Below are 24827 nucleotides of genomic sequence, written 5' to 3'. Positions count from 1 at the left end.
GCCCAGCCCGACGGGTGGGGGAGCGAATGCGGATTCGGGGAGACGAGGACGCGCAAAGCGCGTCCTCGCCGGAGCCCGATGGCGTATCCGAACCCGCTCCCGACTCCGATTCCCCCACCCTTCTGTATGCGCCGAGGAGCGCAGGGCCAGACGGATCAGGGCGAGCGATTGTCTGAGCCGAAGGCGAGTTCGAGCTCGACCCCGGCTGGACCGAGCACCGCAGGTTGCCCCCGTAGCGCAAGCGAAGGGGGTCGCAGACAGCAGGGTCGCCTTTTTCTTTGCTTACTTTCTTTTTGGCGACGCAAAAAGAAAGTGAGTTGCCGCCGGGCAACCCCCGGCTTGCTGGCGGACCGCCAGCCTTCGGTCCATGCAGCAGCATCAACCCGTTCCCCAACAGGCGGCAAATGTTAGCCCGCCTCACAACCCTCCCTCGCGAAGCCCGCGACACCCTGTTCCTCCTGGTGGTCATAGCCTGGGTGCTGCTGCCGCAGGTCAGCGAGTTGCCCTGGTGGTGCAGCGCGCTGGCTGCCGCCATGCTGCTCTGGCGCGGCCGGCTGGCTTTCAGTGCCAGGGCCTTGCCGGGCCGTTGGTGGCTGCTGGGCCTGCTGGTCATTTCCGTCGCTGCCACGGCGATGACACACCGCACGCTGCTCGGGCGCGATGCCGGCGTCACGCTGATCGTGATTTTGCTGGCGCTCAAGACGCTGGAGCTGCGCGCCAAACGCGACGCCTTTGTCGTGTTTTTCCTGAGCTTCTTCACGATGCTCACCAACTTTTTCTACTCCCAGTCGCTGCTAACGGCTTTCAGCATGCTGCTGGGTCTGCTGGGCTTGCTGACGGCCCTGGTCAATGCACACATGCCGGTAGGCAAGCCGCCGCTGCTGCAAGCCGCCAAGACCGCGAGCTGGATGGCGCTGCTGGGTGCACCGGTGATGGTGTTGCTGTTTGTGCTGTTCCCGCGCCTGGCGCCGCTTTGGGGTGTCCCGTCCGATGCCATGACGGGCCGCAGCGGCCTGAGCGCGACCATGCAGGTGGGCACCATTGCCAAGCTGGCGCTCGACAGCAGCGTGGCCATGCGGATTGCGTTCGAAGGCAAGCCACCGCCGCAGAGCGATCTTTACTTTCGCGGCCCGGTGCTCTCCGGCTTCGACGGCCGCGAATGGCTTCCTTCCTACCGTTCGACTTTTCCATCGCGCTACAAGCTGCCCGACAACCTGGCCGTCCAGGGAGAGGCCATCCGTTACGAGGTAACGCTTGAGCCCACCAGCCGCCCCTGGCTGTTTGTGATGGAAGCCGCCAGTCAAAGCCCCGAGCTGCGCGGCTACCGGACGCGCATGAGCAACGACCTGCAATGGCTGACCGACCGCCCCATCACCGATCTGGCGCGCTACAAGGTGCAGAGCCATCCGGTGTTCCGGCACGGACCGGACAAGCGGGAAGCCGGCCTGCAGGAGTTTGTCGAACTGCCCTCCGGCTTCAACCCGCGCACGCTGGCGCTGGCTGCCGAGCTGCGCAACGACCCGCGTTATGCACGGGCCGGCACTCAGGCACTGGTGCAGGCCGTCATGGACAGGCTGCGCACCGGCGGCTACACCTACACGCTGGAACCGGGCGTGTACGGCGTCAATACAGCCGACGAATTCTGGTTCGACCGCAAGGAAGGTTTCTGCGAACACATCGCCTCGGCTTTCGTGGTGCTGATGCGCGCCATGGACGTGCCGGCCCGCATCGTCACCGGCTACCAGGGCGGGGAGCTCAATTCCGTCGACGGCTTCTGGGTGGTGCGCCAGAGCGATGCGCACGCCTGGGCCGAGGTCTGGCACCAGGACCAGGGCTGGGTGCGCGTGGACCCGACCTCGGCCGTATCCCCCGGGCGCATCGGCGCCTTCCTGAGGCTGGAGGCACCACAGGGGCTGGTCGGGCAGGCATTGGGCAACTTCAGCCCCACCCTGGCGGCACAATTGCGCGCCACCTGGGAGGCGATCAACAACCGCTGGAACCAATGGATCCTCAATTACACCCAGGGCAAGCAGCTGGAGCTGCTCAGGGACATTGGCTTTGAGTCGCCGAGCTGGGAAGACCTTGCCTATGTCCTGATCTGCATCGTCGTGCTGGTCAGCCTTGCCGGCGCTGCCTGGACCCTGTGGGACCGCACCCAGCACGACCCCTGGCTGCGCCTGCTGGGCCGGGCCCGCAAAAAGCTGGCCAAAGCCGGCATGACCAGCCACGCCGGCACCTCGCCGCGCCAGTTGGCCCTGCAGGTGATGGAGCGTTATGGCGACGAAGGCCATGCTCTGCACGACTGGCTGCTGCAACTTGAAGCGCAGCGTTATGCCGGCACATCCTCTGGCGGCACGGTCCCTCGCCTGGCGCTGCTCAAAAAGCAATACACCCAGCTGAGCTGGCCGGGCTGACTTTCCCGCTCCTCTCAGTAGGGTATCCGCCAGGAGCCATACTGTCGGTCTTTTCGCATTCTTTCCGCTGCCTGGACACGCCCTTTCGCATGATTGCTTTTCCGTTTTTCAAAGCCGCTCCGCCACGACTTCTGCTTGCTCTTCTTTTGATAGCTATCGGTGCAGGTACAGCAGGGGCCAGCAGCCCAAAAGATCCCAAATCCCGGAAAATCAAGCTCCAGCGGATCGCCGACCAGGGCAGCGCTTACGCCAACCGCCCCGAGGCGATGCGTTTTGCCGAAGACATGGCCAGCCGGCGCGATCTGGATGTGCAGTGGGTGCGTGCAGCCATCGGTCAGGCCCGCTTCAGCCCGACCATAGTCCGGCTGATGCAGCCCCCCGCCAAAAGCTTCACCAAGAACTGGCGCGTCTACCGCAGCCGTTTCATCGACCCGGTCCGCATCGCGGCCGGTGTGCGCTTCTGGCAGGAGAACCAGGCCACGCTCGCCCGCGCCGAAGCCGAATACGGCGTACCCGCCGAGATCATCGTTGGCATCATTGGTGTGGAAACCATCTACGGACGGGACACCGGCAAGTTTCGGGTATTGGACGCGCTGACCACGCTAGCTTTTGACTTTCCCTCCAGCCATCCGCGAGCGGCCGAGCGAAGTGAGTTTTTCAAAGGAGAGCTGGAACAGTTCCTGAGCCACCAAAGCCGCTTGGGCAACGACCCGCTGATTCCGCGCGGCAGCTACGCCGGCGCCATGGGCATGCCCCAGTTCATGCCGTCGAGCTGGGTCAAATACGCGGTGGACTTTGACGGTGACGGCAAGGTGGACCTCTGGGACAGCCCCGCCGACGTTATCGGCTCTGTGGCCAGCTACTTCAAGGCATTCAACTGGCAACCCGGCATGCCCACGCATTACCCGGTTCGTTTTGAAGCAGCCACCCTGGACAAAGATGCCCTGATGGCGCCCGACATCCTGCCAACCTTCAGCGTGACCAGCTTCACTGCCAAGGGTGCGGTGCTCGAGGGGAATGCGCTCAATCACACAGGGCAACTGGCGCTGATCGAACTGCTCAACGGCGACCCGAACAACGGCGGTAGCGCGCCTGTCTATGTTGCCGGCACCGAAAACTTTTACGTGATCACACGCTACAACTGGAGCAGTTATTACGCGATGGCCGTCATCGAATTGGGGCAGTCGGTTGCCGAGGCGTACACGGCAGCAGGAACAAAACCCTAGTGAGGTGTTGGCAGCTATCGATACCCGGCGCAGGGCCCGGCAAACCCTCTCGCAGCCAAAGAGCATGACAAAGGCGGCGGCGCTTGCCCTGACATGGCTATAACGTCACAATGGCCGGTCAAACTCACCCTTGCCAACAGAAAGCCGCTTGCAGCCTGCCACTTACACCCGCACTGCGATCATCCTCCATGGCCTCATGGCCCTGCTGATTGCCGGAGGATTTTCCATCGGCTTGTCCATGGTGGAGCTGCCGCTCAGCCCACTCAAGCTGCAGCTTTATTCGTACCACAAGTGGACAGGCGTCAGCGTCGCAGCGCTGCTGCTTTTGCGCGTTGTCTGGCGCCGCCTGCATCCGCCGCCGCCCTTGCCGGCAGGCATGCCGGGTTGGGAAGTGAGCGCAGCGCATGCCAGTCATCTGCTGCTTTACCTGCTGATGATCTGCGTGCCCCTTTCCGGATGGTTGATGAGTTCCGCCAAAGGGGTCACCACCGTTTACCTGGGCCTGTGGCCCCTGCCCAATGCTGTAACACGCGACGAGGCCCTGGGGTTATTTCTGGGAGCACTGCACCGCACCCTCACCTATGCGCTGCTCGCCCTCGTCGCCCTACATGTGGCGGCGGCGCTCAAGCATCATTTCATCGACCGGGACGGCGTGCTGGGCCGGATGTTTTCGTTCAACAGACCTCGCCAATGAAAAACTTTGCCCTTGCCCTCTCGCTGCTGCTCGTGTCCATCTGTACTCAGGCCGCTGAATACAAGCGGGTGGATATCTCCGCCAGCCAGATCCGCTTTACCTCCCGCCAGATGGGCGTCCCGGTGGAGGGCGCGTTCCGGAAGTTCGATGCGAGCTTGGCGTTTGACCCCGAAGCACCTTCGGCAGCCCGGGGACAACTGCGTATCGACTTGTCCAGCATCGACACCGGTGTGCGCGAGGTCGACGAAGAAGTGGTGGGTGCGCACTGGTTTGACGTCAAGCGACATCCTGATGCGCGCTTCGAGATGCGCCAGATTCTCTCCCAGGGGGGAGAACGCTTTCAGATCAGCGGCGCGCTCAATCTCAAAGGCGTTACCCAGCCTGTCGTGCTTAACGCCGTGCTCAAACGCAGTGCCAGCCAGGCCGTGATGGAGGGCTCATTTGTTATCAAGCGCCTCGATTTCGGTGTCGGAGGTGGGGCTTGGGGGGATGTCAAGATAGTGGCCAACGAAGTGACAGTGCAGTTTCACCTGGTACTCAGGCCTTGACGCGCATTGATTGAAAGGCAACCATGAAAAAACTCCTTGCAGCCCTGGTGTGCAGCCTGCCGCTAGTGTCGGCCCTGGCGGTCGATGTTTATGACCGCGACCCGGACCACACCTTCGCCTTCTTCGAGTTCAACCACCTCGGCTTCAGCACACAGCGTGAACGCTTCGACAAGGTCGACGCCACCGTCACCCTGGACCTTGAAAACCAGGTGGGCAGCGTGGAGGTCAGTATCGACGTGCGCTCCATCAGCACCGGCTCGTCCATGTTCAATCAAATATTGCTGAGTGACACCTTCTTTGACGTCGAAAAATTTCCCGTCGTCACCTTCAAGTCAACCAAGCTCAATTTCGGCAAGCTCGACGATGTCGTTTCCGTCGAAGGTGAGCTGACCATCAAAGGCATCACTCACCCGCTGACCCTGACGGTGACCCAGTTCAAATGTGCAATGCACCCGATGCTTCGAAAATCAGCCTGCGGGCTCAACGCCACCGGCAAACTCAGGCGCAGCGAGTTCAATCTGGGCAGGTTCGCGCCGCTGATCAGCGATCAGATCACGCTCCTGGTGTCGATGGAGGCGCTCAAGCGCTGAGGTCCTCGCGGGTCACGACATCAATCCGCGGCGCCCCCGGGCGCAGGGCTTACTGCACCGGCTCAATCGTGATCTGTACCGCCATGTCTTCTTCACCCCCGCCGTGCCGTATGCCCTTGATCGGCGGGCAGGCGTTGTAGTCGGTGCCCACGGCCAAGCGCACGTGGCGCTGGTCAATCAGGCAGCTGTGGGTGACGTCGATGCTGACCCAGCGCCGTGCCGCCACGTCGAGGCAAACGTCGGCCCAGGCATGGCTGGCCAGGTCGGGCTCGTTCGCCGCGTAGAAATAACCGCTGACATAACGCGCGGGAATACCCAGACTGCGGCAGATGGCCACCATCACGTGAGCCTGGTCCTGACAGACGCCAGCGCCAGCTTCATACGCCTGCAGCGCTGTGGTGGTCACGCTTGTGCTATTTTTTTGATAGCTGACAGTGCCCGCCACACCTTGGCTCAAAGCCAAAAGCATGCCTAAATCCGTGACACCGGCGATAGCGGACGGTTGTACGAAGCGGCGGCCGAATTCGGCCAGGGAAGCATGCGGTGCAGCCAATGCCGTCGGTCTGAGAAAAAAGGCGGGGTGCGGCATCGCTGCTTCGTCGGTGAACTCCGCCACCCCCAGCGTGTCCACCTGCCCCGCGGCGTTGACCAGGCTGCCCGTCACATGAGCCGCAGCATCTGCAACAAAGGTGTAGGAGTGGATGCTGTTGCCGCTGCCGTCGTGCTGTTCATGCAGCACTCCCGGCGCACCCAGCGTCCAGAAAAGAACGTTTTGCGCCGGGCCGGACTTCGGTGTCAGCCACAGGGTTTGAAGGGCGTAGCGCAACGGCTCGGTATAACGATATCTGGTCGTATGCCGGACGTGGAGTTTCATAGAGCCCCCACGCTTGTCGCTTCGCGTACTACGCTGCCCCCCGGGGGGGTCGCTGCGCCTGTGGACTGGCAAAGCCAGATCCGCGGCCCTGGCTGGTTTGAAGAGTCCGCCTGGTGGTGGTTCACGCGGTCGCCGGAACCAGAAAATCGCGGCTGATGTGGGCGCCGAGTTCGTTCACGCGGTCGAGGAACTGCGTCAGGTAGGCATGCAGGCCGGTGGCCAGGATTTCGTCGATGCGTGCGTACTGCAGGTCGGCGTTGAGCTTGCCCGCGCGGCGTACGGTTTCACAGTTCTGGTCGTCCGTCACCCTTTGCAGGTTGCTCACCACCTCCTGCAGGCTCGCAGCCAGCGAGCGCGGCATGTCGGCGCGCAGGATCAGCAACTCGGCCACGCGCTCGGGCTTGATCACGTTGCGATAGACCCGGCGATAGATCTCGAAGGCGCTAACGCTGCGCAAGATCGCGCTCCAATGGTAGAAGTCGTACTCTTGGTCCTTCTCGTCGGCGGCGCCATAGAAATCGCTCTGCACAGCGTGGAACTTCACGTCGACCAGGCGCGCGGTGTTGTCGGCGCGCTCAAGGAAGGTGCCCAGCCGCATGAAATACAGCGCCTCATCCTGCAACATGGTGCCAACCGTCACGCCGCGCGACAGGTGCGAGCGGAACTTGACCCACTCGAAAAACTGGCTCGGATCGCGCTCGAACTCGCCGTTGCGCAACATGCGGAAAATTTCGAGGTAGGTCTGGTTCTGCGTTTCCCACACTTCGGTGGTCAGGGTACCACGCACCGCACGGGCATTTTCCCGGGCATTCTTCAGGCAGGAAATAATGCTCGACGAATTTTTCTCGTCGCGCACCATGAAGTCCATCACGTCGCGCGCGTTCACGCCGCCGTATTTGCTTTCATAGGCCTGAGAAAGCTCACTGATGCTCAACAGGCCCTTCCAGCCCACTTGGGCGACAGCCGTTGATTGAGGCAGCAGTGAAGTCTGGTAGTTCACGTCCAGCATGCGTGCGGTGTTTTCGGCGCGCTCTGTGTAGCGGGACATCCAGAATAGATGATCGGCAGTGCGGGATAACATGGTTTAGCTCCTTGCCTCAAACACCGAAAGCGCTGGCGCGCTTTGCGTATTTTGGTGATGACGTCACAAGCGCTTCGCGCAATTGATGAGTCATCCCCGCGAATGCCTGCGGCATATCGCCAGCGCGCTCCATGTAGCGAGACATCCAGAAAAGGTGATCAGCGGTTCTTGAAAGCATGGTGATTCCCCTTCCTGCTTAGTTCGATGCGAGCGACTGTGTCTGGGACTGTCCGGACTGGGACTGGGACTGGGACTGGGACTGCGACTGGGATTGCACCGGGGCATCTTCCAGCACCCAGGTATCTTTGGTACCCCCGCCCTGCGAGGAGTTGACAACCAGTGAGCCGTCTTTCAGCGCCACACGCGTCAGGCCGCCAGGCACCATCTGCACCGTCTTGCCACTCAGCACAAAGGGGCGCAGATCGATATGGCGCGGCGCGATGCCGCTTTCCACATAGGTCGGGCAGGTGGACAGGCTCAGCGTTGGCTGGGCGATATAGCCGGCCGGGTTGGCCAGCACGGCCTTGCGGAAGTCCTCGATCTCGGCCTGGGTGGCCGCCGGGCCCACCAGCATGCCGTAGCCGCCGGCGCCGTGCACTTCCTTGACGACCAGGTCTTTCATGTTGGCCAGCGTGTATTTCAGGTCGTCCGGGTTGCGGCACATGTAGGTCGGCACATTGTTCAAAATGGGTTTTTCACCGAGGTAGAACTCGATCATCTTGGGAACGTAGGGGTAAATCGACTTGTCGTCGGCGACGCCGGTGCCGATGGCATTGCACAAGGCCACGTTGCCGCTGCGGTACACATTGAGCAGGCCCGCGCAGCCCAGCGTTGACGTGGGCCGGAAGGCCAGCGGATCCAGAAAGTCATCGTCCACGCGGCGGTAAATCACATCGACCCGTTTCGGGCCGCGCGTGGTACGCATGTAGACGAAGTTGTCCTTGACGAAAAGGTCTTGCCCTTCGACCAACTCCACACCCATTTGCTGCGCGAGAAACGCGTGTTCGAAATAGGCCGAGTTGTACATACCCGGCGTGAGCACCACCACGGTGGGCTCCGCACGGTGGGCCGGTGAGTTGTCACGCAAGGTTTCCAGCAGCAGGTCGGGGTAATGTGCAACGGGTGCCACGCGATTCTCGCTGAACAGGTCAGGGAACAGCCGCATCATCATCTTGCGGTCTTCCAGCATGTAGCTCACGCCGCTGGGAACCCGCAAGTTATCTTCAAGCACGTAGTACTCGCCCTCGCCCTTCGCATTGGGCGCACGCACGATGTCAATGCCGCTGATATGCGAGTAGATATTGCCCGGCACATCCACGCCCATCATCTCGGGACGAAATTGCGCGTTCTGGAAAATCTGCTCGGACGGGATCACGCCGGCCTTGATGATCTCCTGCTCGTGATAGACATCGTGGATGAAGCGGTTCAGCGCAGTCACGCGCTGTACCAGGCCACGTTCCATGCTTTCCCACTCGTTGGCAGGAATGATGCGGGGGATCAGGTCGAAGGGGATCAGCCTTTCGGTGCCGCCGGTTTCGGAGTTGCCGTCGTCCTTGTCGCCATAGACCGCAAAAGTAATGCCGACACGGCGAAAAATCATCTCGGCTTCAGCGCGCCTGGCCTGCATCACCGAGTCAGGCTGCCTGGCCAGCCAGCGCTGGTAGGCCTGGTAGTGCCCGCGAACACTGGACGCCGTTGCATTCATTTCATCAAACATGGGGCGGCTCATCAGCTTGGTCTCCAGCAAGGTTTACGAATGGATTGTTATGGCACTAGCTTAGCAAGTAATGCGCCAGCAGTTCGCAAGGCAACAATTTATTTCTCGAAATCAAGGCAGCGCTGGCGGGCGATGCTGCCAATAACGCCGTGCCAATTGTCTCTGGCAAGCCATGTCGGCCGGCCGCTCACTGGCCCAAAGCGCTGCGCCGCACACGGGCGATGACTTCACCTCGATGCCGCGCTCGCGGTACCGTTCGAGCACGGGCGGCGCAGGGTGGCCAAAGCGGTTGCGATAGCCCGCCTGCGCAAGCGCCAAAGAGGGCCGCACGGCATCGAGAAACGCCTCGCTTGAGGACGTTTTGCTGCCGTGGTGAGGCACCAGAAGCACATCAGCCTGAAGATTCAGACCGCCCGCCACCAGCTGCCGCTCCTGAGCCAGCTCGATGTCACCGGCCAGCAAGGCACTGCGCCGGCCGTTGGAAATTCGCAATACGCAACTCATTCCATTGGACTTGATCGCCATGTCGTAGTCTGCCGGGGCGGGATGCAGCACCTCGAAGTCGACGCCATCCCACGTCCAGCGCTGGCTGGCGACACAGCGCGTGGAGGGTCGCAGGGCCTGCAGTTCATGGCCATCCTCGATGGAACTCAGCAAAACCGCCTGCGGCTGCATGGCCAGCACGGCCGGCGCGCCACCGGTGTGGTCGCTGTCGCGATGGCTCAGCATCACGGTGTCCACACGCTCCCCCAAGGCGCGCAACAAGGGCACCAGCACACGGTGCCCGGCATCGCTTTCGCGCGAAAAACGGGGGCCGGTGTCGTATACCAGCGTGTGCGCGGCGGTACGAACAATCAGCGCATTGCCCTGCCCCACATCAGCGGCGATCAGTTCAAACTCGCCCACCGGCGGACGCAAGGGCTGCCAGAGCAGCACCGGCAACATCAGCGGCACGCCCAGCGCGCGCCAATGCCAGGGCAGGCGCATGGCGAGCAACAAACCACCGGCCACGCCAGCCACTGCACACCAAAGCGGCGCTGCCGCCACGCTGATACTCGCCAGCGGCCAGCGCGCGAGCCACTGCAAAAACACCATCAAGGCTCCGACCGAACCTGCCGCCAGGTCCCAAACCGGTGGCCAAAGCGCCCCCAGCATGGTCAACGGCGTCACCACCAGCGTCACCCAGGGAATCGCCAGCGCATTGGCCAACAGGCCGACCAGTGAAACCTGATTGAACAGCAGCAGCGACAGTGGCGCCAGTGCCAGGGTCACGACCCATTGTTCGCGGGTGGCCTGGGCCACAGATTTGGCCGCTGAAGCCAGCCAGACAGGCCAAAACCTCGAAATTTGAAGAAAACCATGGTCATTTTGGCCTGTAGCCCTTATTAAACGGGCGCCAGTAGCTTCTGAATCGATAGCATTGGCTTTTTTGTCTTGGGGCGGCCCCGCGGCAAAGAGAACACCCACCGCCACAAACGAAAGCCAGAAACCGGCCTGGAGCAAAGCCCAGGGGTCTAGCACCACAACCACCGCCATGGCGAGCAGCCACACCTGGGGCCAAGGCCAGCGCTTGCCGCTCTGGCGGAGCAACACCACGGCGGTCAGCATCCAGACGGTTCGCTGCGCCGGCACGCCCCATCCTGAAAACAGCGCGTAGCCAGCGGCCAGCAGCAAGCCGCCCCAGGCAGCGGCGCTGGTCGCAGGCACGGCCAGGCAGAAAGCGGGTGTCCAGCGCGTCGAACGCCGCCACAGCCAGCCAATGCCCTGCGCTGCCAGCCAGGCAAACATGGTGATGTGCAGGCCTGAAATCGACATCAGGTGCGCGACCCCAGTGGCGCGAAACACATCCCAATCCGCGCGCTCGATGGCGTTCTGGTCACCCACCAGCAAGGCAGCCAGCACGCCAGCCATCTGGCGGTCGCTTACGCGGGCATACACCGCATCCCGCATCTGCTGACGCCCCTGCTCTACCAAGTGGCGCCAACTGCTGCCAAGCCGCAGAGGAACGGGGTCGCGCGGTCCGGCACGCACGTAGCCTGTCGCCTGCACGCCTTGCTCCCAAAGCCAGAGTTCATAGTCAAAGCCATGCGGGTTGCTGTTGCCGTGAGGTGCTTTCAATCGCACAGTCATGCGCCAGGACTCGCCGGCACGCAGGTTTTGCGGCTGGCGCTGCAGGGCCAGAAGCGCCGCTGGTGCGTCCAGGGCATCGGCGTCCGCCGCAGCGGCATCCCGGCCGCCGAAACCTGCGTACCAACCGAGGTAAAGCTGCGGCGGCACAGCCACGGGATTACCGTCCAGCAGCGCACTTTGAACCGCAAAACGAAAGCGCAGCCCGTCTTCACCACGCTGCGGCATGGCCAACACCCGGCCGGTCACCTCGATATCCCGGCCCTCCAGCGCCGCAGGCAGTGCGCCGCCCTGAAAAACTGAAGCACGCAGGCCAGTGAACGCAAAACCGGCCACCCCTGCCAACACCAGCGCAGCCAGACTGCGCCCGGACCAAACCGCCGTGGCCGGACGTGTCACGGCAGCAACCAGACCAGCCGCCACCGCAACGCCCATGCCCACCCCGGCATAGAGCCAGACACTCCACAGCGCCGGCTGCTGCAACTGCAGGGCAACACCCCCAACAAAGCCGCCCAATACCAGGCTCAGCAGCCGGGCACCAGCAGGCACCGCGGCTGATATCGATCGAACCAAGAAAACTCCCTTTTTTTATGCCTATGCTCACGGCCTTTTGTTCAACGAGCCAATCGAGCCCTGCGCTGACAGTGCGTGTCGGCGTTTGGCGCAGCTCTTGCTAGCATTGATCGCATTAAAACCGGTATTCGGGCACCAGACGCGGCCAGCGCCCTGTTTCTGCGGCATAGTGCCAGTTAGCTGAACCATTCGAAAAGCGAGATTGCCTTGTCCATCCATGTTGCCCTGAGTCACATCACCCACTACAAATACGACCGCCTGGTCCACCTCGGGCCACAGGTTGTGCGCCTGCGGCCCGCCCCGCACAGCCGTACCAAGGTGCTGTCCTATTCGCTCACGGTCGAGCCCAAGGGCCATTTCATCAACTGGCAGCAAGACCCATTTGCCAATTACCAGGCACGGCTGGTGTTCCCGGAACCAACGCGCGAGTTCAAGGTCACGGTGGATCTGGTCGTCGAAATGGCGGTGTTCAACCCTTTCGACTTTTTCCTGGAACCCGAGGCCGAGGAATTCCCTTTCAAATACAGCAAGGACCAGGCGCGCGAACTGGCGCCCTACCTGGCCACCGAGGCGACCACGCCACTGCTCAAAAGTTACCTCGATGCCATTGACCGCACACCCAAACGAACCATCGACTTCCTGGTCGGCCTGAACCAGAGGCTGCAGCACGACATCAAGTACGCGATCCGCATGGAGCCGGGTGTGCAGACACCAGAGGAAACCCTCAAGCTCGCCGTCGGCTCCTGCCGCGACACCGGCTGGCTCATGGTGCAGCTGTTTCGCCACCTCGGCCTGGCTGCGCGTTTTGTTTCGGGTTACCTCATTCAGCTCAAGGCCGACGTCAAGTCGCTCGATGGCCCGAGTGGCGCTGAAACCGACTTCACCGACCTGCATGCCTGGTGCGAGGTGTTTTTACCCGGCGCAGGCTGGGTTGGCCTGGATCCGACCTCCGGCCTGATGGCAGGTGAAGGGCACATTCCCCTGGCCTGCACACCGGAACCGTCAAGCGCCGCGCCGATTGAAGGCGGTGTTGATGAGAGCGAAGTCGAGTTCTCCCACCACATGGGTGTGCAGCGCATTTACGAGTCGCCGCGCGTCACCCAGCCATATACCGAGGCGCTGTGGGCGGACGTGCTCAAGCTGGGCCACAAGGTGGACCAGGACCTGATTGCCGGCGATGTGCGGCTCACCATGGGCGGCGAGCCGACCTTCGTTTCCACGCAGGACCGCGATGCGGCGGAATGGAATATCGATGCACTGGGCCCGACCAAACGTGGCTACGCAACCGAGCTGGTGCAGAAGCTGCGCGCCGAGTACGGCCAAGGCGGCTTCCTGCACTTCGGCCAGGGCAAGTGGTACCCGGGCGAGCAGTTGCCGCGCTGGGCATTGAGCATTTTCTGGCGCAAGGACGGCCAGCCGGTCTGGCAAAACCCGGCGCTCTTCACCGACGAACGCAAACCCTGCAGCTACACCAGCGCAGACGCCAAACGTTTCACCGACACGCTGGCCGGCAAGCTGGGCTTGTCTGCCAAACACATCACACCAGGCTACGAAGACACCTGGTACTACCTGTGGCGCGAGCGCCGCCTGCCGGTCAACGTGGACCCGTTTGACACAAAACTCGACGACGAGATGGAACGCGCCCGCCTGCGCCGCGTGTTCTCGCAGGGCCTCGATGCCGTGGTGGGTTATGTGCTGCCACTGAAGGTCCGCGAAGAAAGCGCAAAGGGCCAAGGTCCGCAATGGTCCACCGGCCCCTGGTTCTTCCGCGACGAACGCATGTACCTGATGCCGGGCGACTCGCCCATGGGTTACCGCCTGCCACTCGACTCTGTGCCATGGGTTTCCAAAACGGATTTCCCCTACATGACAGAGGCCGACCCGTTTGCACCGCGGGACGAGCTGCCCACCACCGCTGCCCTGGCTGCGCGTTACAACAAAGCCACTGGCGCAACCATACCGGCAACTGCAACTGTGCCGTCTGCCGCCGGGCACGACAGCGCCAGCTTGCTCGCACAACACATGGCACGTTACATGACAGCCAGCGGGCCGCGCAACGAGGCCAGCCGCCTGCTGCAGTTCAAGCCGGCAACGGTCAGCACTGACACGCGTTTCGATCAAAGCCGTGGTGACCGGGCACAAGCAGCACCCGCAAAAGCTTCGCAACCGGAAGAAACGGTCCGCATCCCCAAAAAGGGCGAATCCGCAGCCTGGCTGACGCGCACCGCGCTTTGCGTTGAAGTGCGCGACCCTTCACGCGCCAACGGCCCCCAGGACAAACCCAGAGCAGCCCCGAAGGAAAAAGGCGCCAAAGGAGAAACCGGCGCACTGTATGTCTTCATGCCGCCGCTCGAGCGCCTGGAAGATTACCTTGACCTGCTGGCAGCTGTGGAGGCCTCGGCACAAACACTGGGCCTGCAGATCGTGCTCGAAGGCTACCCGCCTCCGCGCGATCCGCGCCTGAAGATGCTGCAGGTCACGCCCGACCCCGGCGTGATCGAGGTCAACATTCACCCCGCCTACAACTGGGGCGAACTGGTCGAACACACCGAGTTCCTCTACAAGATCGCGCACGAAACCCGCCTGTCTGCTGAGAAATTCATGACCGACGGCCGCCACACCGGCACGGGCGGCGGCAATCACTTTGTGCTCGGTGGCGCCACGCCGCCGGACAGCCCGTTTTTGCGCAAGCCTGAAATGCTGGGCAGCCTGATTGCCTACTGGCACAACCATCCGTCGCTGAGTTATTTGTTCTCGGGCATGTTCATTGGCCCGACCAGCCAGGCGCCGCGTGTGGACGAAGCGCGCAACGACCAGCTGTATGAGCTGGAAATCGCGCTGCGCGAAATCGCCGCCAACCGCGAAAAATACGGCCAGGACATGCCGCCCTGGATTGTTGACCGCACGCTGCGCAACATCCTGGTGGACGTCACAGGCAACACACACCGCAGCGAGTTCTGCATTGACAAGATGTATTCGCCCGACTCGGCCACCGGCCGGCTCGGCCTGCTGGAGCTGCGCGCTTTTGAGATGCCACCGCATGCACGCATGAGCATCGTGCAACAGTTGCTGCTGCGCGCGCTGGTGGCGCGTTTCTGGAACAAGCCGTATCACGGACGCATGACGCGCTGGGGCACCGAGCTGCATGACCGCTTCCTGCTGCCCGGCTTTGTCCGTATGGATTTCGCCGATGTGCTGACCGAGCTCAAGGAGGCCGGTTACGCCTTTGACATGTCCTGGTTCGACCCTCACTTCGAGTTCCGCTTTCCGATGATTGGCCAGGTGAAAGCCAACAGCATCGAGCTGACCCTGCGCAGCGCGCTGGAGCCTTGGCATGTGATGGGTGAAGAAGGTTCATCCGGCGGCACCGTGCGTTATGTGGACTCCTCGCTCGAACGCGTGGAAGTGCATGTGACCGGCCTCAACGACAACCGCTACGTGATCACCGCCAACGGTCGCGCGCTGCCGCTGCAAAGCACGGGCACTGTGGGTGAATACGTGGCTGGGGTACGTTACAAGGCCTGGAACCCGCCTTCGGCCCTGCACCCGTCGATCGGCGTGCATGCGCCGCTGACCTTCGACATCGTGGACACCTGGATGGAACGTTCGCTGGGCGGCTGCCAGTACCACGTGGCACACCCGGGCGGGCTGAGTTACGACACCCTGCCCGTCAACTCGTACGAAGCTGAAAGCCGGCGCCTTAACCGCTTCTTCCAGATGGGTCACACCCCCGGAAAAGTTCGGGTACAGCCCGCACAGCCCAGCCGGGAATTCCCTTTCACGCTGGATCTGCGTTAGGCCTGTCACCCCGCAGCTGTCTTTTGGCCGCAACAGTGCCGCGGCCCAACCGTACCGTCATGCCCCGAACAGCGGGCAAATGGTGCGCGCGGCGGCCAGCTGGATAGGCATAAAGGCATACTTGGGCCACCGTGGAATACAACGACTCACTTTTCGGAGCAGCCTCGCTGGAGGCACCAGGTGATCTGGCCGCCGCGCTGGCGCTGCCGGGCGAGGCCGGTCATTTTGACGAACTGCACGGGCGAACGCTGGACAAGGCCATCGTCGGAATGGCTCAAAGTCAAAGTCAAGCTCAGGTGCCGACACCGCTGCAGCTGGCAGGCGCCGCTTCACCCCCTGCGACGGCGCCGGACACGAGTCTGGCCGGGACTTTGCCTGCCAATCTCTCCGCCGAATGGAGCCGCTTCTTCAACTTTCTGGGCGACGGCGGATTTGACGATCTGAACCACCGCACCGCCAATCTGCAGCGGCAGATTCGCGACAACGGTGTGACCTACAACGTTTACGCGGACGCCAATGGCCCGCAGCGGCCCTGGTCCCTTGACCTGTTTCCGCTGATTCTGTCGGCGCAGGACTGGGCGCAAATCGATGTCGGTGTGCGCCAGCGCGCCAGGCTGCTCGAACGCATCATGGCCGACGTTTACGGCCCGCAGCAACTGCTGGAGCTGGGCCTGCTGCCCGCCGCCCTGGTACAAGGGCACCCGGGCTACCTGCGGCCCATGCATGGCATGCGGCCGGCCGGTGGAACCTTTCTGCATATTGCCGCATTCGACCTGGCGCGCGGCCCGGACGGGCGCTGGTGGGTGGTGTCGCAACGCACCCAGGCGCCGTCGGGTCTGGGTTACCTGCTGGAAAACCGTCTGGCCATTTCACGCTTGTTCCCGGAGGCCTTCCGGGAAATGAAGGTGCAACGCCTCGCCGCGTCCTACAAGGCGCTGGTCGACGGCATGAAAGCATCCTGCCCGGCGACTGACCAGGGCGAGGAAAGCCGGATCGTGCTGCTGACGCCGGGTCCCTACAACGAAACCTACTTCGAACACGCCTACCTGGCGCGTTACCTTGGCCTGACCCTGGTTGAAGGCAGCGACTTGCTGGTGCGTGATGACAAGCTCTATCTCAAAACCCTGCAGGGACTTGAGCGGGTGCATGGCCTGCTGAAACGGCTGGACGACGAGTTTCTGGACCCGCTCGAATTGCGCTCTGACTCCACGCTGGGAATACCGGGTCTGCTTCAGGCCATACGTGCCGGCAATGTCCTGGTGGCCAACGCCCCGGGCTCGGCCTTTCTTGAATCCAGCGCGCTGCTGGGCTTTCTGCCGGCGCTATCGCGCCACCTGTTGGACCAGCCCCTGGCCCTGCCTTCGCTGGCCACCTGGTGGTGTGGCGAGCAGGCAGCGTTGCAGTCTGTGTTGCCGCGCCTGAAGGAATGCGTCATCAAAGGCACCTATCCGGGGTCCGGCATCCAGTCCGTGATCGGGCAGACGCTGTCGCGCCGCGAGCTGGACGAATGGGCCGGTCGCCTGGTTCGTCGCAGCGAAGACTACACCGTGCAGGCCTACCTGCCGCTGTCGCAAACACCGACGTGGCAAGGGCAGCGCATTGCCCCGCGCTCGACCATGCTGCGCGTGTTTGCCGTGGCGGACGGCACGGGCTCGTGGCAGGTGCTGCCCGGCGGCCTGGCGCGGCTGGCCGGCGCCAACGACAAAATTGCCTCTATGCAACAAGGCGGCAGCAGCGCCGATGTCTGGGCCATGGAAGACAACGTGCCCTGCTCCAAACCCAGAAACGCCAGCTTTGCGTCAAGCTCTGCTCCAGCGCCTCTTTCTGCCTCTGGCGGGGAAATGGGTGCTGCGCCGCGCGCCGTGGTGCGTAGCTTGCATAACCTGCATAAGCCCCCGGTGACCAGCCGCGCTGCCGAAAACCTGTTCTGGCTGGGCCGTTATACCGAGCGAACCGAAAACGCCATTCGCATGGCGCAGCTGACGCTGCTGTCCCTCAACGGGGAAGACCAGTCATCGCAGCCCCTGATGGCCTGGCTGTCGGAGCTGGCCGTCAAGAACGGCTTGGTGATTGACTCGGTGCCACCGGCAACCCAATCCCGCCGGGTGTTCGAACGCTCGCTGATTGCCAGCCTGGCCGACACCGAAAACGCCGCCAGCGTGGGCTACAGCCTGCGCGCGCTCAAGGGTGCAGCCTCGGCTGTGCGGGAGCGGCTGTCGCAGGAACAATGGCATGTGATCATGCGGGCGGAAACCGACTTTTTCCGGCGCTGCGAGGCCTTCAGCGGGCCCGATCACCCTGCCTCGCAGGCACTCGAGTACTCATCGGTCGAAGCCCTTGCTGCACTCGAATCGGCAAGCGGCTTCCTGGCGGCCATGACGGGCGCACAAACCGACCGCATGAGCCGCGACGACGGCTGGCGCCTTCTCAGCACCGGCCGCCACATCGAGCGCCTGAACACGCTGGCGTCTTCGCTGATCCTTGGTTTTGAAACCGGCGCTGTTTATGACGAAGGTGGCTTCGGTGCCATTTTGGCGCTGTTCGACAGCACCATCACCTTCCATGCGCAGTACCAGCAGCAGCGTGACGTGCCTGCCCTGCTGGACCTGCTGGTTCTCGACAGGGACAACCCGCGCTCGCTCGGCTGGGTCACGCAAACCCTGCGTGGCCGCCTGGCGCGCCTGGCGGAAAACACCGTGGGCGCGCCGCAACCCGTGCCTGACCTGACGGCCACCCTGCCTGACCCGGGAAACTGGCAGCTCCATGAACTTTGCACCGCTGCCCCCGGAGCGCCCGAGAGCAGCCAATACGATGGCCTGCTCTCGCAGCTGGAGCAATGCTGCAGCGCTGCCTTCGAACTGTCGGACATGCTGAGCCGCCGCTATTTCAGCCACGTGGCCGCAGACGAACACAGCCTGGGCGCCTGAAACATCAGCGTTTCGGCCCGCAACCTTTATTTTTCCAACGATGCTGCTTCACCTGGTTCATGAAACGCGTTACGCGTACAGCCCTACCGTGGAAAGTGCGCACCACGTGTTGCATCTCAGGCCGGCCGTTCACGCCGGCCAGGAGTTGCTGCACCACCAGTTGACCATCAGCCCACAGCCAGCCCAGCTGCATGAACTGACTGACGTGTACGGCAATACGCGCACCTACTTCTCGCTGCACACGCCGCATGACAAGCTGACGGTGGTGGCCAGCAGCATTGTTTCCACGCTGGCGCTCAATGCCGCCCCAGAAAAATCTCCTGCCGGCCTGCCCTGGGAGCAGGTGCGCGAACAGTTCCTCTACCGCGCCGGCAGCGCTTACGACAGCGCCTGCGAATTTGTATTTGCCTCACCCTACGTGCCGCGAGACGAGGCCTTTGCAGAATTTGCCCGGCCCAGCTTCACCCCGGGGCGGCCGCTGCCGGAAGCCGCACGAGACCTGATGGAGCGCATCCACACCACCATGACCTACGAGAGCGAAAGCACCGAGGTCGGCACGCCCGCGCTCGAAGCGCTGCGGCTTGGCAAAGGGGTATGCCAGGACTTTGCCCACATCATGATCGCCTGCTGCCGCTCCATGGGCGTGCCGGCGCGTTATGTCAGCGGCTACCTCCTGACCAGCCCGGCACCCGGTCAGCCTCGCCTGATCGGCAGCGACGCCTCCCATGCCTGGGCCTCGGTGTATTGCCCTGTAGAAAGTGAACCCGGCGGCATCGCCCTGGCCGACGGGCAAGGGAGCGGTCTTTGGCTGGACTTCGACCCGACCAACAACCGCTCGCCTGGCGAAGACTACGTCACGCTGGCCACGGGGCGCGACTTCCTCGACGTGTCGCCCATGCGGGGCGTGATACGCGGTGGCGCCAACCACGTGCTGGACGTGGCCGTGACCGTCACGCCCATCGAAAAGTTGCCAGAACCGGATTGAGCCTCACCGGGCCCAACCTTGCACAGCCGCCCGGGCTTGCCGCGCTAAAATCATCTGGCTGCAACCCGCATTTGCTATATTTTTCATAGCTTACTGCGCCCGAACCATAAGGGCGCCGGGCATATTTCTCTATCAACTTCAGGCAAAACCGCCTTCAGGAGCACCTCATGACAAATCCGACCGGTCCGATCTACGACAAGCTCAAAGCCCTGGGCATCACCCTGCCCCCGGTCGCCGCGCCTGTGGCGGCCTATGTACCCTTTGTGCAGACAGGAAAGCTGGTTTTCCTGAGCGGCCACATTGCCAAAAAAGACGGCAAACCCTGGGTGGGGCAACTGGGCCGCAACTTGGCTACAGAAGAAGGCAAGGCGGCCGCACGCGCCATTGCCATTGACCTGATGGGCACGCTGCATGCCGCCGTGGGTGACCTGGGCAAGATCACCCGCATCGTCAAGCTGATGAGCCTGGTCAATTGCACCGGCGACTACACCGAACAACACCTGGTGACCAACGGTGCCAGCGAACTGTTCGCTGAAGTCTTCGGCGACGCCGGCAAGCATGCGCGCAGCGCATTCGGCGTGGCGCAGGTTCCCTTGGGTGCCTGCGTCGAGATCGACCTGATCGCGGAAGTGGAATAAACACACACCCCCGTGGAGGCTTCGCCTCCTCCCCCCTTGCAGGGGGCGGCGCCTTGCGCCCGGCTAAGCCGGATCGCGGCCCCTGCTGGTGAAGAGGTTGTGCTTCGGCCGAATGTCCTGTGTCCGGCAGCGTCTTTGGAACGGCGCTTAAACTTCATGGGTGTCGGCCATCCCGCCGGCACAGCGTTCTCAGGGCGGGGCGAAATTCCCCACCGGCGGTGTTTGCGTGCAAACGCATCAGCCCGCGAGCGCCTGGCTTGCTCACGCAAGCCAGGGTCAGCAGATTTGGTTCAACTCCAAAGCCGACGGTCACAGTCCGGATGAAAGAGAGCGCGATGTTTTCGGCCCGTTCACAGGCTGGTGTTCGCACGCCAGTCTGCAAGGGGCCGCAGGCTCGTGCGCCCTGAATTTCGATGACCGTTTTCAGGAGAAACCCATGAGCCACAGACAAGCCCAGACAGCCCTGCTGCCGCAACAACAACCAGCCAGGTTCTGCTTCATCCAGGCCAGCTGGCACGCCGACATCGTCAACCAGGGGCGTGACGCCTTTCTGGCAGAAATGGCCGGGCACGGCGTCTTGCGTGAAAGCATTGACCTGTTCGAGGTGCCAGGCGCCTTCGAAATCCCCTTGCATGCACAACAGCTCGCGCGCTCCGGCCGTTACGCCGCCATCGTGGCCTGCGGCCTGGTGGTGGATGGCGGCATCTACCGGCATGAGTTTGTCGCCGATGCCGTGATCAGCGGCTTGATGCGTGTGCAGCTCGACACCGGTGTTCCCGTTTTCTCGGCGGTGCTGACACCACAGCATTTCCACGAGCACGAAGAGCACCGGCGCTTTTTTACCGATCATCTGGCCGTCAAGGGAAAGGAAGTGGCACAAGCCTGCCTGCGTACCCTCGCCAGTCTGAAGCAACTGCGAGAGCTGCAAGAGCAGGCAGTGGCCTGAGTGCTACTGAAAAGCCTTGCGTAGCACCTCGCGCAGCCGCGCGTAAGCAGCTTCGCGTGCCGCCGGATTGGGGCCGACTTGCACGCCCTGGCCGGGGTTAACGCCATTGGGTACATCCATACGTACCTGAAGACGGCCGGCCGGGTTGTCAAAGTCGTGGTAGCTGTCCGGGTACACGTTCACTTCGGCGCCAACGGCCTTGCCCAGTGCAATACACGGAGCCGGTGGCGTCCAGTCGTCTTTTTCGCCCAGCATCAGCACCAGGGGCACGCCTCTTTTGTAGCCCGACTTCTGCGCGGCGCTGCAACCCGGGTAAAACGCGATGGCCACCGCGGGGCGCACGGTCTGCCCGCGTACGTCGGCACGCGACACATCGGTGGCGGAGAGCACAGCGCTGCCGCCATGCGACCAGCCCAGCAAGGCAATGTGCTCAGCTTCTGCCCACGGCTGCACGGCCACCCAGGCCAGGGCTCCCAACGTATCGGCACGGCGCTCGGCCTGGTCTATGTTGCGGGTGCCAAGTTTCTGCGTACACAGCTCGGTCTCGCCACGCGGTGTGAGACTGTCGGGAAACACTGCGGCATAACCTTGCGCCACCAGCAGGTCCGCCATCGCCTGGTGCCGGGCATTAAGCTGGCCCTTGTTCCGGCCAATGGTGGCGTAGAGACCACCGCAGCCGTGCAGCGCAATCACCGTGCCTCTGGGCGCTTGCCCGGCGGGCTGGAACACCCAGGCCTTGAGTGCTGTTCCATCGAGGCTGTAAAAGTGCACCTCTTGCGGCGTGGCCGCTGCCGCGGCCGAAAAGGCCAACAGCAGCAAGTTGGCAACAAAAAGCGCCCTTAGCCCTTGTCTCACGTGCGCCACCAGCTATGGTTTTAGTAGCAGATCGGTATCATGCCCGCTCGGCTACCCAGCCCTGAACCGACTTCAGTGCGTCGCCCAACCTGGACGCGTCGGTCCCGCCCGCCATGGCCATGTCGGCCTTGCCGCCGCCTTTGCCGCCCACCTGCTGGGCCACAAAGTTCACCAGCTCGCCGGCCTTGACCACGGTCACGCTGTCGGCTGTCACACCCGCGGCGATCTGTACCTTGTCGCCATCGACGGCGGCAAGCACGATGACGGCGGTCTTGAGTTTGTCCTTGAGTTTGTCCATGGTGTCGCGCAGAGTTTTGGCATCGGCGCCTTCCAGCCTGGCTGCCAGCACCTTCAAGCCCTTGACATCCACTGCCTGGGACAGCAGTTCATCGCCCTGCGAAGAAGCCAGCTTGCCCTTGAGCGCAGCCACTTCTTTTTCCAGTGACTTGACCTGGTCAAGCACCTGGCCGATGCGGCCTTGCAGCTCGGAAGGGCTGGCCTTGAGCGAGCCTGCTGCCGACTGGACGGCAGTCTCGAGGGATTGCAGGTAAGACAGCGCGTTTTCACCGGTAACCGCTTCCACGCGTCGCACACCCGCGGCCACGCCGCTTTCAGCAACGATCTTGAACAGACCGATATCACCGGTTCGCTTGACGTGAACGCCGCCGCAGAGCTCCTTGCTGGAGCCAATCGTCAGTACGCGCACGGTCTCGCCATACTTTTCGCCGAAGAGCATCATCGCGCCGGATTTCTGCGCATCTTCCATGGCCATCACGCTGGCATCGGTCGCCACGTTGGACAAAATTTCGGCATTCACACGGGCTTCGATTTCGCGGATCTGCGTGTCAGTGACAGGCGCGTTGTGCGCAAAGTCAAAACGCGTGCGCTCGGCATTTACCAGACTGCCCTTTTGCTGCACATGGTCGCCCAGCACTTCACGCAAGGCCTTGTGCATCAAATGGGTGGCGCTGTGGTTGCGCACGGTCGCAGCGCGCAGCGCGGTGTTGACCTGCGCGGTCACGGTATCGCCGACTTTCAGCGTGCCCTCTTCCTGGGTACCGTGGTGGCCGAACACGTCGGCCTTGATCTTGAGCGTGTCGTCCACCGTGAAGGTAGAACCGGCTGCCGTGAGCCGACCCTGGTCACCGACCTGGCCGCCACTCTCTGCGTAGAAGGGCGTGGTGCTGAGCACGACCACGCCACTTTGTCCGGCGTTCAGTGATTGCACTGCGGCACCCTCGGCATACAGCGCGACGACTTTGGCAGGCTCTTCGAGCAACTCGTAGCCGGTGAACGCGTGGCCTTCACCGGAGTATTCCAACGCACGGTCCATCTTGAACTTGCCGGCGGCGCGGCCAGCGGCTTTTTGCCTGTCCATCGCAGATTTGAAACCGGCTTCGTCGACGGACAGATTCGCTTCTCGCAAAACGTCTTGGGTCAAATCCAGCGGAAAACCATAGGTGTCATGCAATTTAAATGCGACTTCGCCCGGCAGAAGCCAACCAGTACCAACCGGGACATCCCCCATCGGATCGGAACGACTTCCAGATAATTCATAAACGTTGGCCATCTCCTGCTCCAAGATGTTCATGCCAGTGGCTAACGTCTCGAAGAAGCGCTCTTCCTCAGCTTTGAGTACAGCGGTGATACGCGCTTCATCAGTCTTGAGCTTGGGATAGGCGTCGCCCATCAAGCGAGCCAAATCAGCCACCAGTTTGTGGAAGAACGGCGTTTTCTTGCCCAGCTTGTAGCCGTGGCGAATCGCGCGGCGGATGATGCGGCGCTGTACATAACCGCGGCCTTCGTTGGACGGGTTGACGCCGTCACTCACCAAAAACGCGGTGGCACGAATGTGGTCGGCGATGACGAACAGGCTCTTGTTGCCCAGGTCTTTTTCGCCAGTCTCGCGTGATGCCGCCTTGATCAGCTCGGCAAAGATGTCGATTTCATAGTTGCTGTGCACGTGCTGCAGGATGGCAGCCAGGCGCTCCAGGCCCATGCCGGTGTCCACACAAGGCGCGGGCAGCTTGGTGACGCTGCCGTCGGCGGCCATGTCGAACTGCATGAACACGTTGTTCCAGATCTCGATGAAGCGGTCGCCATCTTCATCGGGGCTGCCGGGCGGGCCGCCGGGGATGTGGTCGCCGTGGTCGTAAAAAATTTCACTGCACGGGCCGCACGGGCCGGTGTCGGCCATCATCCAGAAGTTGTCGGACTTGTAGCGCCCGCCCTTGTTGTCGCCAATGCGGATCACGCGCTCGGGCGGCAGGCCAATCTCTTTGGTCCAGATGTCGTAGGCCTCGTCATCCTCTTCATACACTGTGGCCAGCAGGCGTTCGGGCGGCAGCTTGTACACCTCGGTCAGCAGCTCCCACGCCCACTTCAGCGACTCGCGTTTGAAGTAGTCGCCAAAACTCCAGTTGCCCAGCATTTCAAAGAAGGTGTGATGGCGCGCGGTGTAGCCCACGTTTTCCAGATCGTTGTGCTTGCCGCCGGCACGCAGGCAGGCCTGAACCGATGCTGCGCGCACATAGGGCCGCTTGTCGGTGCCGAGGAACACATCCTTGAACTGCACCATGCCCGAGTTGGTGAACATCAGCGTCGGATCGTTGCCCGGCACCAGCGAGCTGGACGCCACCACGGTGTGGCCCTTTGACGCAAAGAAATCGAGAAATGTCTTGCGAATGTCTGCGACGGTAAATACAGGCGTGGAGGCTGACTTGGAAGTGGGATGGCTCATGGTCTGCAATAGTGGTTTTGGCAAGGCGGGCGCCCCTCGGGCTCACCCGCTTTGGCTAAGCCTTTGATTATAGGTTTCAGGGGGACGCCCCCCG

At 62.6% G+C, this 24827-nt stretch carries 17 protein-coding genes and 1 riboswitch; of the genes, 10 read left to right on the top strand and 7 right to left on the bottom strand.

The window, feature by feature from the left end; translation table 11 throughout:
* Positions 1-404 precede the first annotated feature (404 nt).
* The 5 genes from B0B52_RS01480 (at position 405) to B0B52_RS01460 (ending at position 5472) form a co-directional block, all read left to right on the top strand.
* Positions 405-2414 carry a DUF3488 and transglutaminase-like domain-containing protein gene (locus B0B52_RS01480; protein WP_077591828.1) on the top strand — a complete coding sequence of 670 codons (2010 nt, stop codon included), beginning with the start codon at positions 405-407 and terminating at the stop codon, positions 2412-2414.
* A gap of 89 nt (positions 2415-2503) precedes the next feature.
* Complete coding sequence (gene mltB, locus B0B52_RS01475) at positions 2504-3640, top strand: lytic murein transglycosylase B (RefSeq protein WP_077591827.1); 1137 nt, start codon at positions 2504-2506, stop codon at positions 3638-3640.
* A gap of 196 nt (positions 3641-3836) precedes the next feature.
* Positions 3837-4334, top strand: coding sequence for a cytochrome b (locus tag B0B52_RS01470; protein WP_077591842.1), 498 nt, complete (start codon positions 3837-3839; stop codon positions 4332-4334).
* Positions 4331-4882, top strand: a complete 552-nt coding sequence (locus B0B52_RS01465; RefSeq protein WP_077591826.1) for a YceI family protein — start codon at positions 4331-4333, stop codon at positions 4880-4882. The genes B0B52_RS01470 and B0B52_RS01465 overlap by 4 nt, the downstream gene beginning before the upstream one ends.
* A gap of 23 nt (positions 4883-4905) precedes the next feature.
* The gene (locus tag B0B52_RS01460) at positions 4906-5472 is read left to right on the top strand and encodes a YceI family protein (protein WP_077591825.1); all 567 of its coding nucleotides are present in this window, start codon (positions 4906-4908) and stop codon (positions 5470-5472) included.
* Positions 5473-5521: 49 nt separating this feature from the next.
* Here B0B52_RS01460 and B0B52_RS01455 read toward each other — a convergent pair whose 3' ends face one another.
* From B0B52_RS01455 to B0B52_RS01435, 5 genes are all read right to left on the bottom strand, one after another.
* Complete coding sequence (locus tag B0B52_RS01455; protein WP_077591824.1) at positions 5522-6346, bottom strand: transglutaminase family protein; 825 nt, start codon at positions 6344-6346, stop codon at positions 5522-5524.
* Between the two features lie 121 nt (positions 6347-6467).
* Entirely contained in the window at positions 6468-7427 is a 960-nt protein-coding gene (locus B0B52_RS01450; protein ID WP_077591823.1) for an alpha-E domain-containing protein, read from the bottom strand.
* Positions 7428-7443: 16 nt separating this feature from the next.
* On the bottom strand, positions 7444-7605 hold the full coding sequence (locus B0B52_RS01445; protein ID WP_077591822.1) for an alpha-E domain-containing protein: 162 nt from the start codon (positions 7603-7605) through the stop codon (positions 7444-7446).
* Between the two features lie 18 nt (positions 7606-7623).
* Positions 7624-9156, bottom strand: coding sequence for a circularly permuted type 2 ATP-grasp protein (locus B0B52_RS01440; RefSeq protein ID WP_077591821.1), 1533 nt, complete (start codon positions 9154-9156; stop codon positions 7624-7626).
* A gap of 99 nt (positions 9157-9255) precedes the next feature.
* On the bottom strand, positions 9256-11844 hold the full coding sequence (locus B0B52_RS01435) for a DNA internalization-related competence protein ComEC/Rec2 (protein WP_254425601.1): 2589 nt from the start codon (positions 11842-11844) through the stop codon (positions 9256-9258).
* A gap of 207 nt (positions 11845-12051) precedes the next feature.
* Between B0B52_RS01435 and B0B52_RS01430 the strand changes: the two genes are divergently transcribed.
* The 5 genes from B0B52_RS01430 (at position 12052) to B0B52_RS01410 (ending at position 21138) form a co-directional block, all read left to right on the top strand.
* A complete protein-coding gene (locus B0B52_RS01430; RefSeq protein WP_077591820.1) occupies positions 12052-15642 on the top strand; it encodes a DUF2126 domain-containing protein in 3591 nt (1196 codons plus the stop codon).
* A 131-nt stretch (positions 15643-15773) separates the two neighbouring features.
* Positions 15774-18569, top strand: coding sequence for a circularly permuted type 2 ATP-grasp protein (locus tag B0B52_RS01425; RefSeq protein WP_139351775.1), 2796 nt, complete (start codon positions 15774-15776; stop codon positions 18567-18569).
* Positions 18570-18609: 40 nt separating this feature from the next.
* A complete protein-coding gene (locus B0B52_RS01420) occupies positions 18610-19554 on the top strand; it encodes a transglutaminase family protein (protein ID WP_077591819.1) in 945 nt (314 codons plus the stop codon).
* A 167-nt stretch (positions 19555-19721) separates the two neighbouring features.
* Positions 19722-20192: a RidA family protein gene (locus B0B52_RS01415; protein WP_077591818.1), complete on the top strand. Its 471-nt coding sequence runs from the start codon at positions 19722-19724 to the stop codon at positions 20190-20192.
* Between the two features lie 181 nt (positions 20193-20373).
* Positions 20374-20528: riboswitch (FMN riboswitch) on the top strand.
* A 100-nt stretch (positions 20529-20628) separates the two neighbouring features.
* Positions 20629-21138 (top strand): 6,7-dimethyl-8-ribityllumazine synthase, encoded by a 510-nt coding sequence (locus B0B52_RS01410; RefSeq protein ID WP_077591817.1) that lies wholly within the window; start codon positions 20629-20631, stop codon positions 21136-21138.
* Between the two features lie 3 nt (positions 21139-21141).
* Here the strand turns inward: B0B52_RS01410 and B0B52_RS01405 are convergent, their stop codons facing one another.
* A complete protein-coding gene (locus B0B52_RS01405) occupies positions 21142-21993 on the bottom strand; it encodes a dienelactone hydrolase family protein (RefSeq protein WP_217349764.1) in 852 nt (283 codons plus the stop codon).
* A gap of 37 nt (positions 21994-22030) precedes the next feature.
* Positions 22031-24733: an alanine--tRNA ligase gene (alaS, locus tag B0B52_RS01400; protein WP_077591815.1), complete on the bottom strand. Its 2703-nt coding sequence runs from the start codon at positions 24731-24733 to the stop codon at positions 22031-22033.
* Positions 24734-24827 lie beyond the last annotated feature (94 nt).

Source organism: Polaromonas sp. A23 (assembly GCF_002001015.1).
Taxonomy (GTDB): Bacteria; Pseudomonadota; Gammaproteobacteria; order Burkholderiales; family Burkholderiaceae_C; genus Polaromonas.
This window is presented reverse-complemented; position numbering and strand designations above follow the sequence as displayed.

Excerpts from the sequence above, each read along its gene's own strand:
- B0B52_RS01480 (WP_077591828.1), top strand. The coding sequence starts at position 405 with ATGTTAGCCCGCCTCACAACCCTCCCTCGCGAAGCCCGCGACACCCTG.
- mltB (WP_077591827.1), top strand. The coding sequence starts at position 2,504 with ATGATTGCTTTTCCGTTTTTCAAAGCCGCTCCGCCACGACTTCTGCTT.
- B0B52_RS01470 (WP_077591842.1), top strand. The coding sequence starts at position 3,837 with ATGGCCCTGCTGATTGCCGGAGGATTTTCCATCGGCTTGTCCATGGTG.
- B0B52_RS01465 (WP_077591826.1), top strand. The coding sequence starts at position 4,331 with ATGAAAAACTTTGCCCTTGCCCTCTCGCTGCTGCTCGTGTCCATCTGT.
- B0B52_RS01460 (WP_077591825.1), top strand. The coding sequence starts at position 4,906 with ATGAAAAAACTCCTTGCAGCCCTGGTGTGCAGCCTGCCGCTAGTGTCG.
- B0B52_RS01455 (WP_077591824.1), bottom strand. The coding sequence starts at position 6,346 with ATGAAACTCCACGTCCGGCATACGACCAGATATCGTTATACCGAGCCG.
- B0B52_RS01450 (WP_077591823.1), bottom strand. The coding sequence starts at position 7,427 with ATGTTATCCCGCACTGCCGATCATCTATTCTGGATGTCCCGCTACACA.
- B0B52_RS01445 (WP_077591822.1), bottom strand. The coding sequence starts at position 7,605 with ATGCTTTCAAGAACCGCTGATCACCTTTTCTGGATGTCTCGCTACATG.
- B0B52_RS01440 (WP_077591821.1), bottom strand. The coding sequence starts at position 9,156 with ATGAGCCGCCCCATGTTTGATGAAATGAATGCAACGGCGTCCAGTGTT.
- B0B52_RS01420 (WP_077591819.1), top strand. The coding sequence starts at position 18,610 with ATGCTGCTTCACCTGGTTCATGAAACGCGTTACGCGTACAGCCCTACC.
- B0B52_RS01415 (WP_077591818.1), top strand. The coding sequence starts at position 19,722 with ATGACAAATCCGACCGGTCCGATCTACGACAAGCTCAAAGCCCTGGGC.
- B0B52_RS01410 (WP_077591817.1), top strand. The coding sequence starts at position 20,629 with ATGAGCCACAGACAAGCCCAGACAGCCCTGCTGCCGCAACAACAACCA.
- alaS (WP_077591815.1), bottom strand. The coding sequence starts at position 24,733 with ATGAGCCATCCCACTTCCAAGTCAGCCTCCACGCCTGTATTTACCGTC.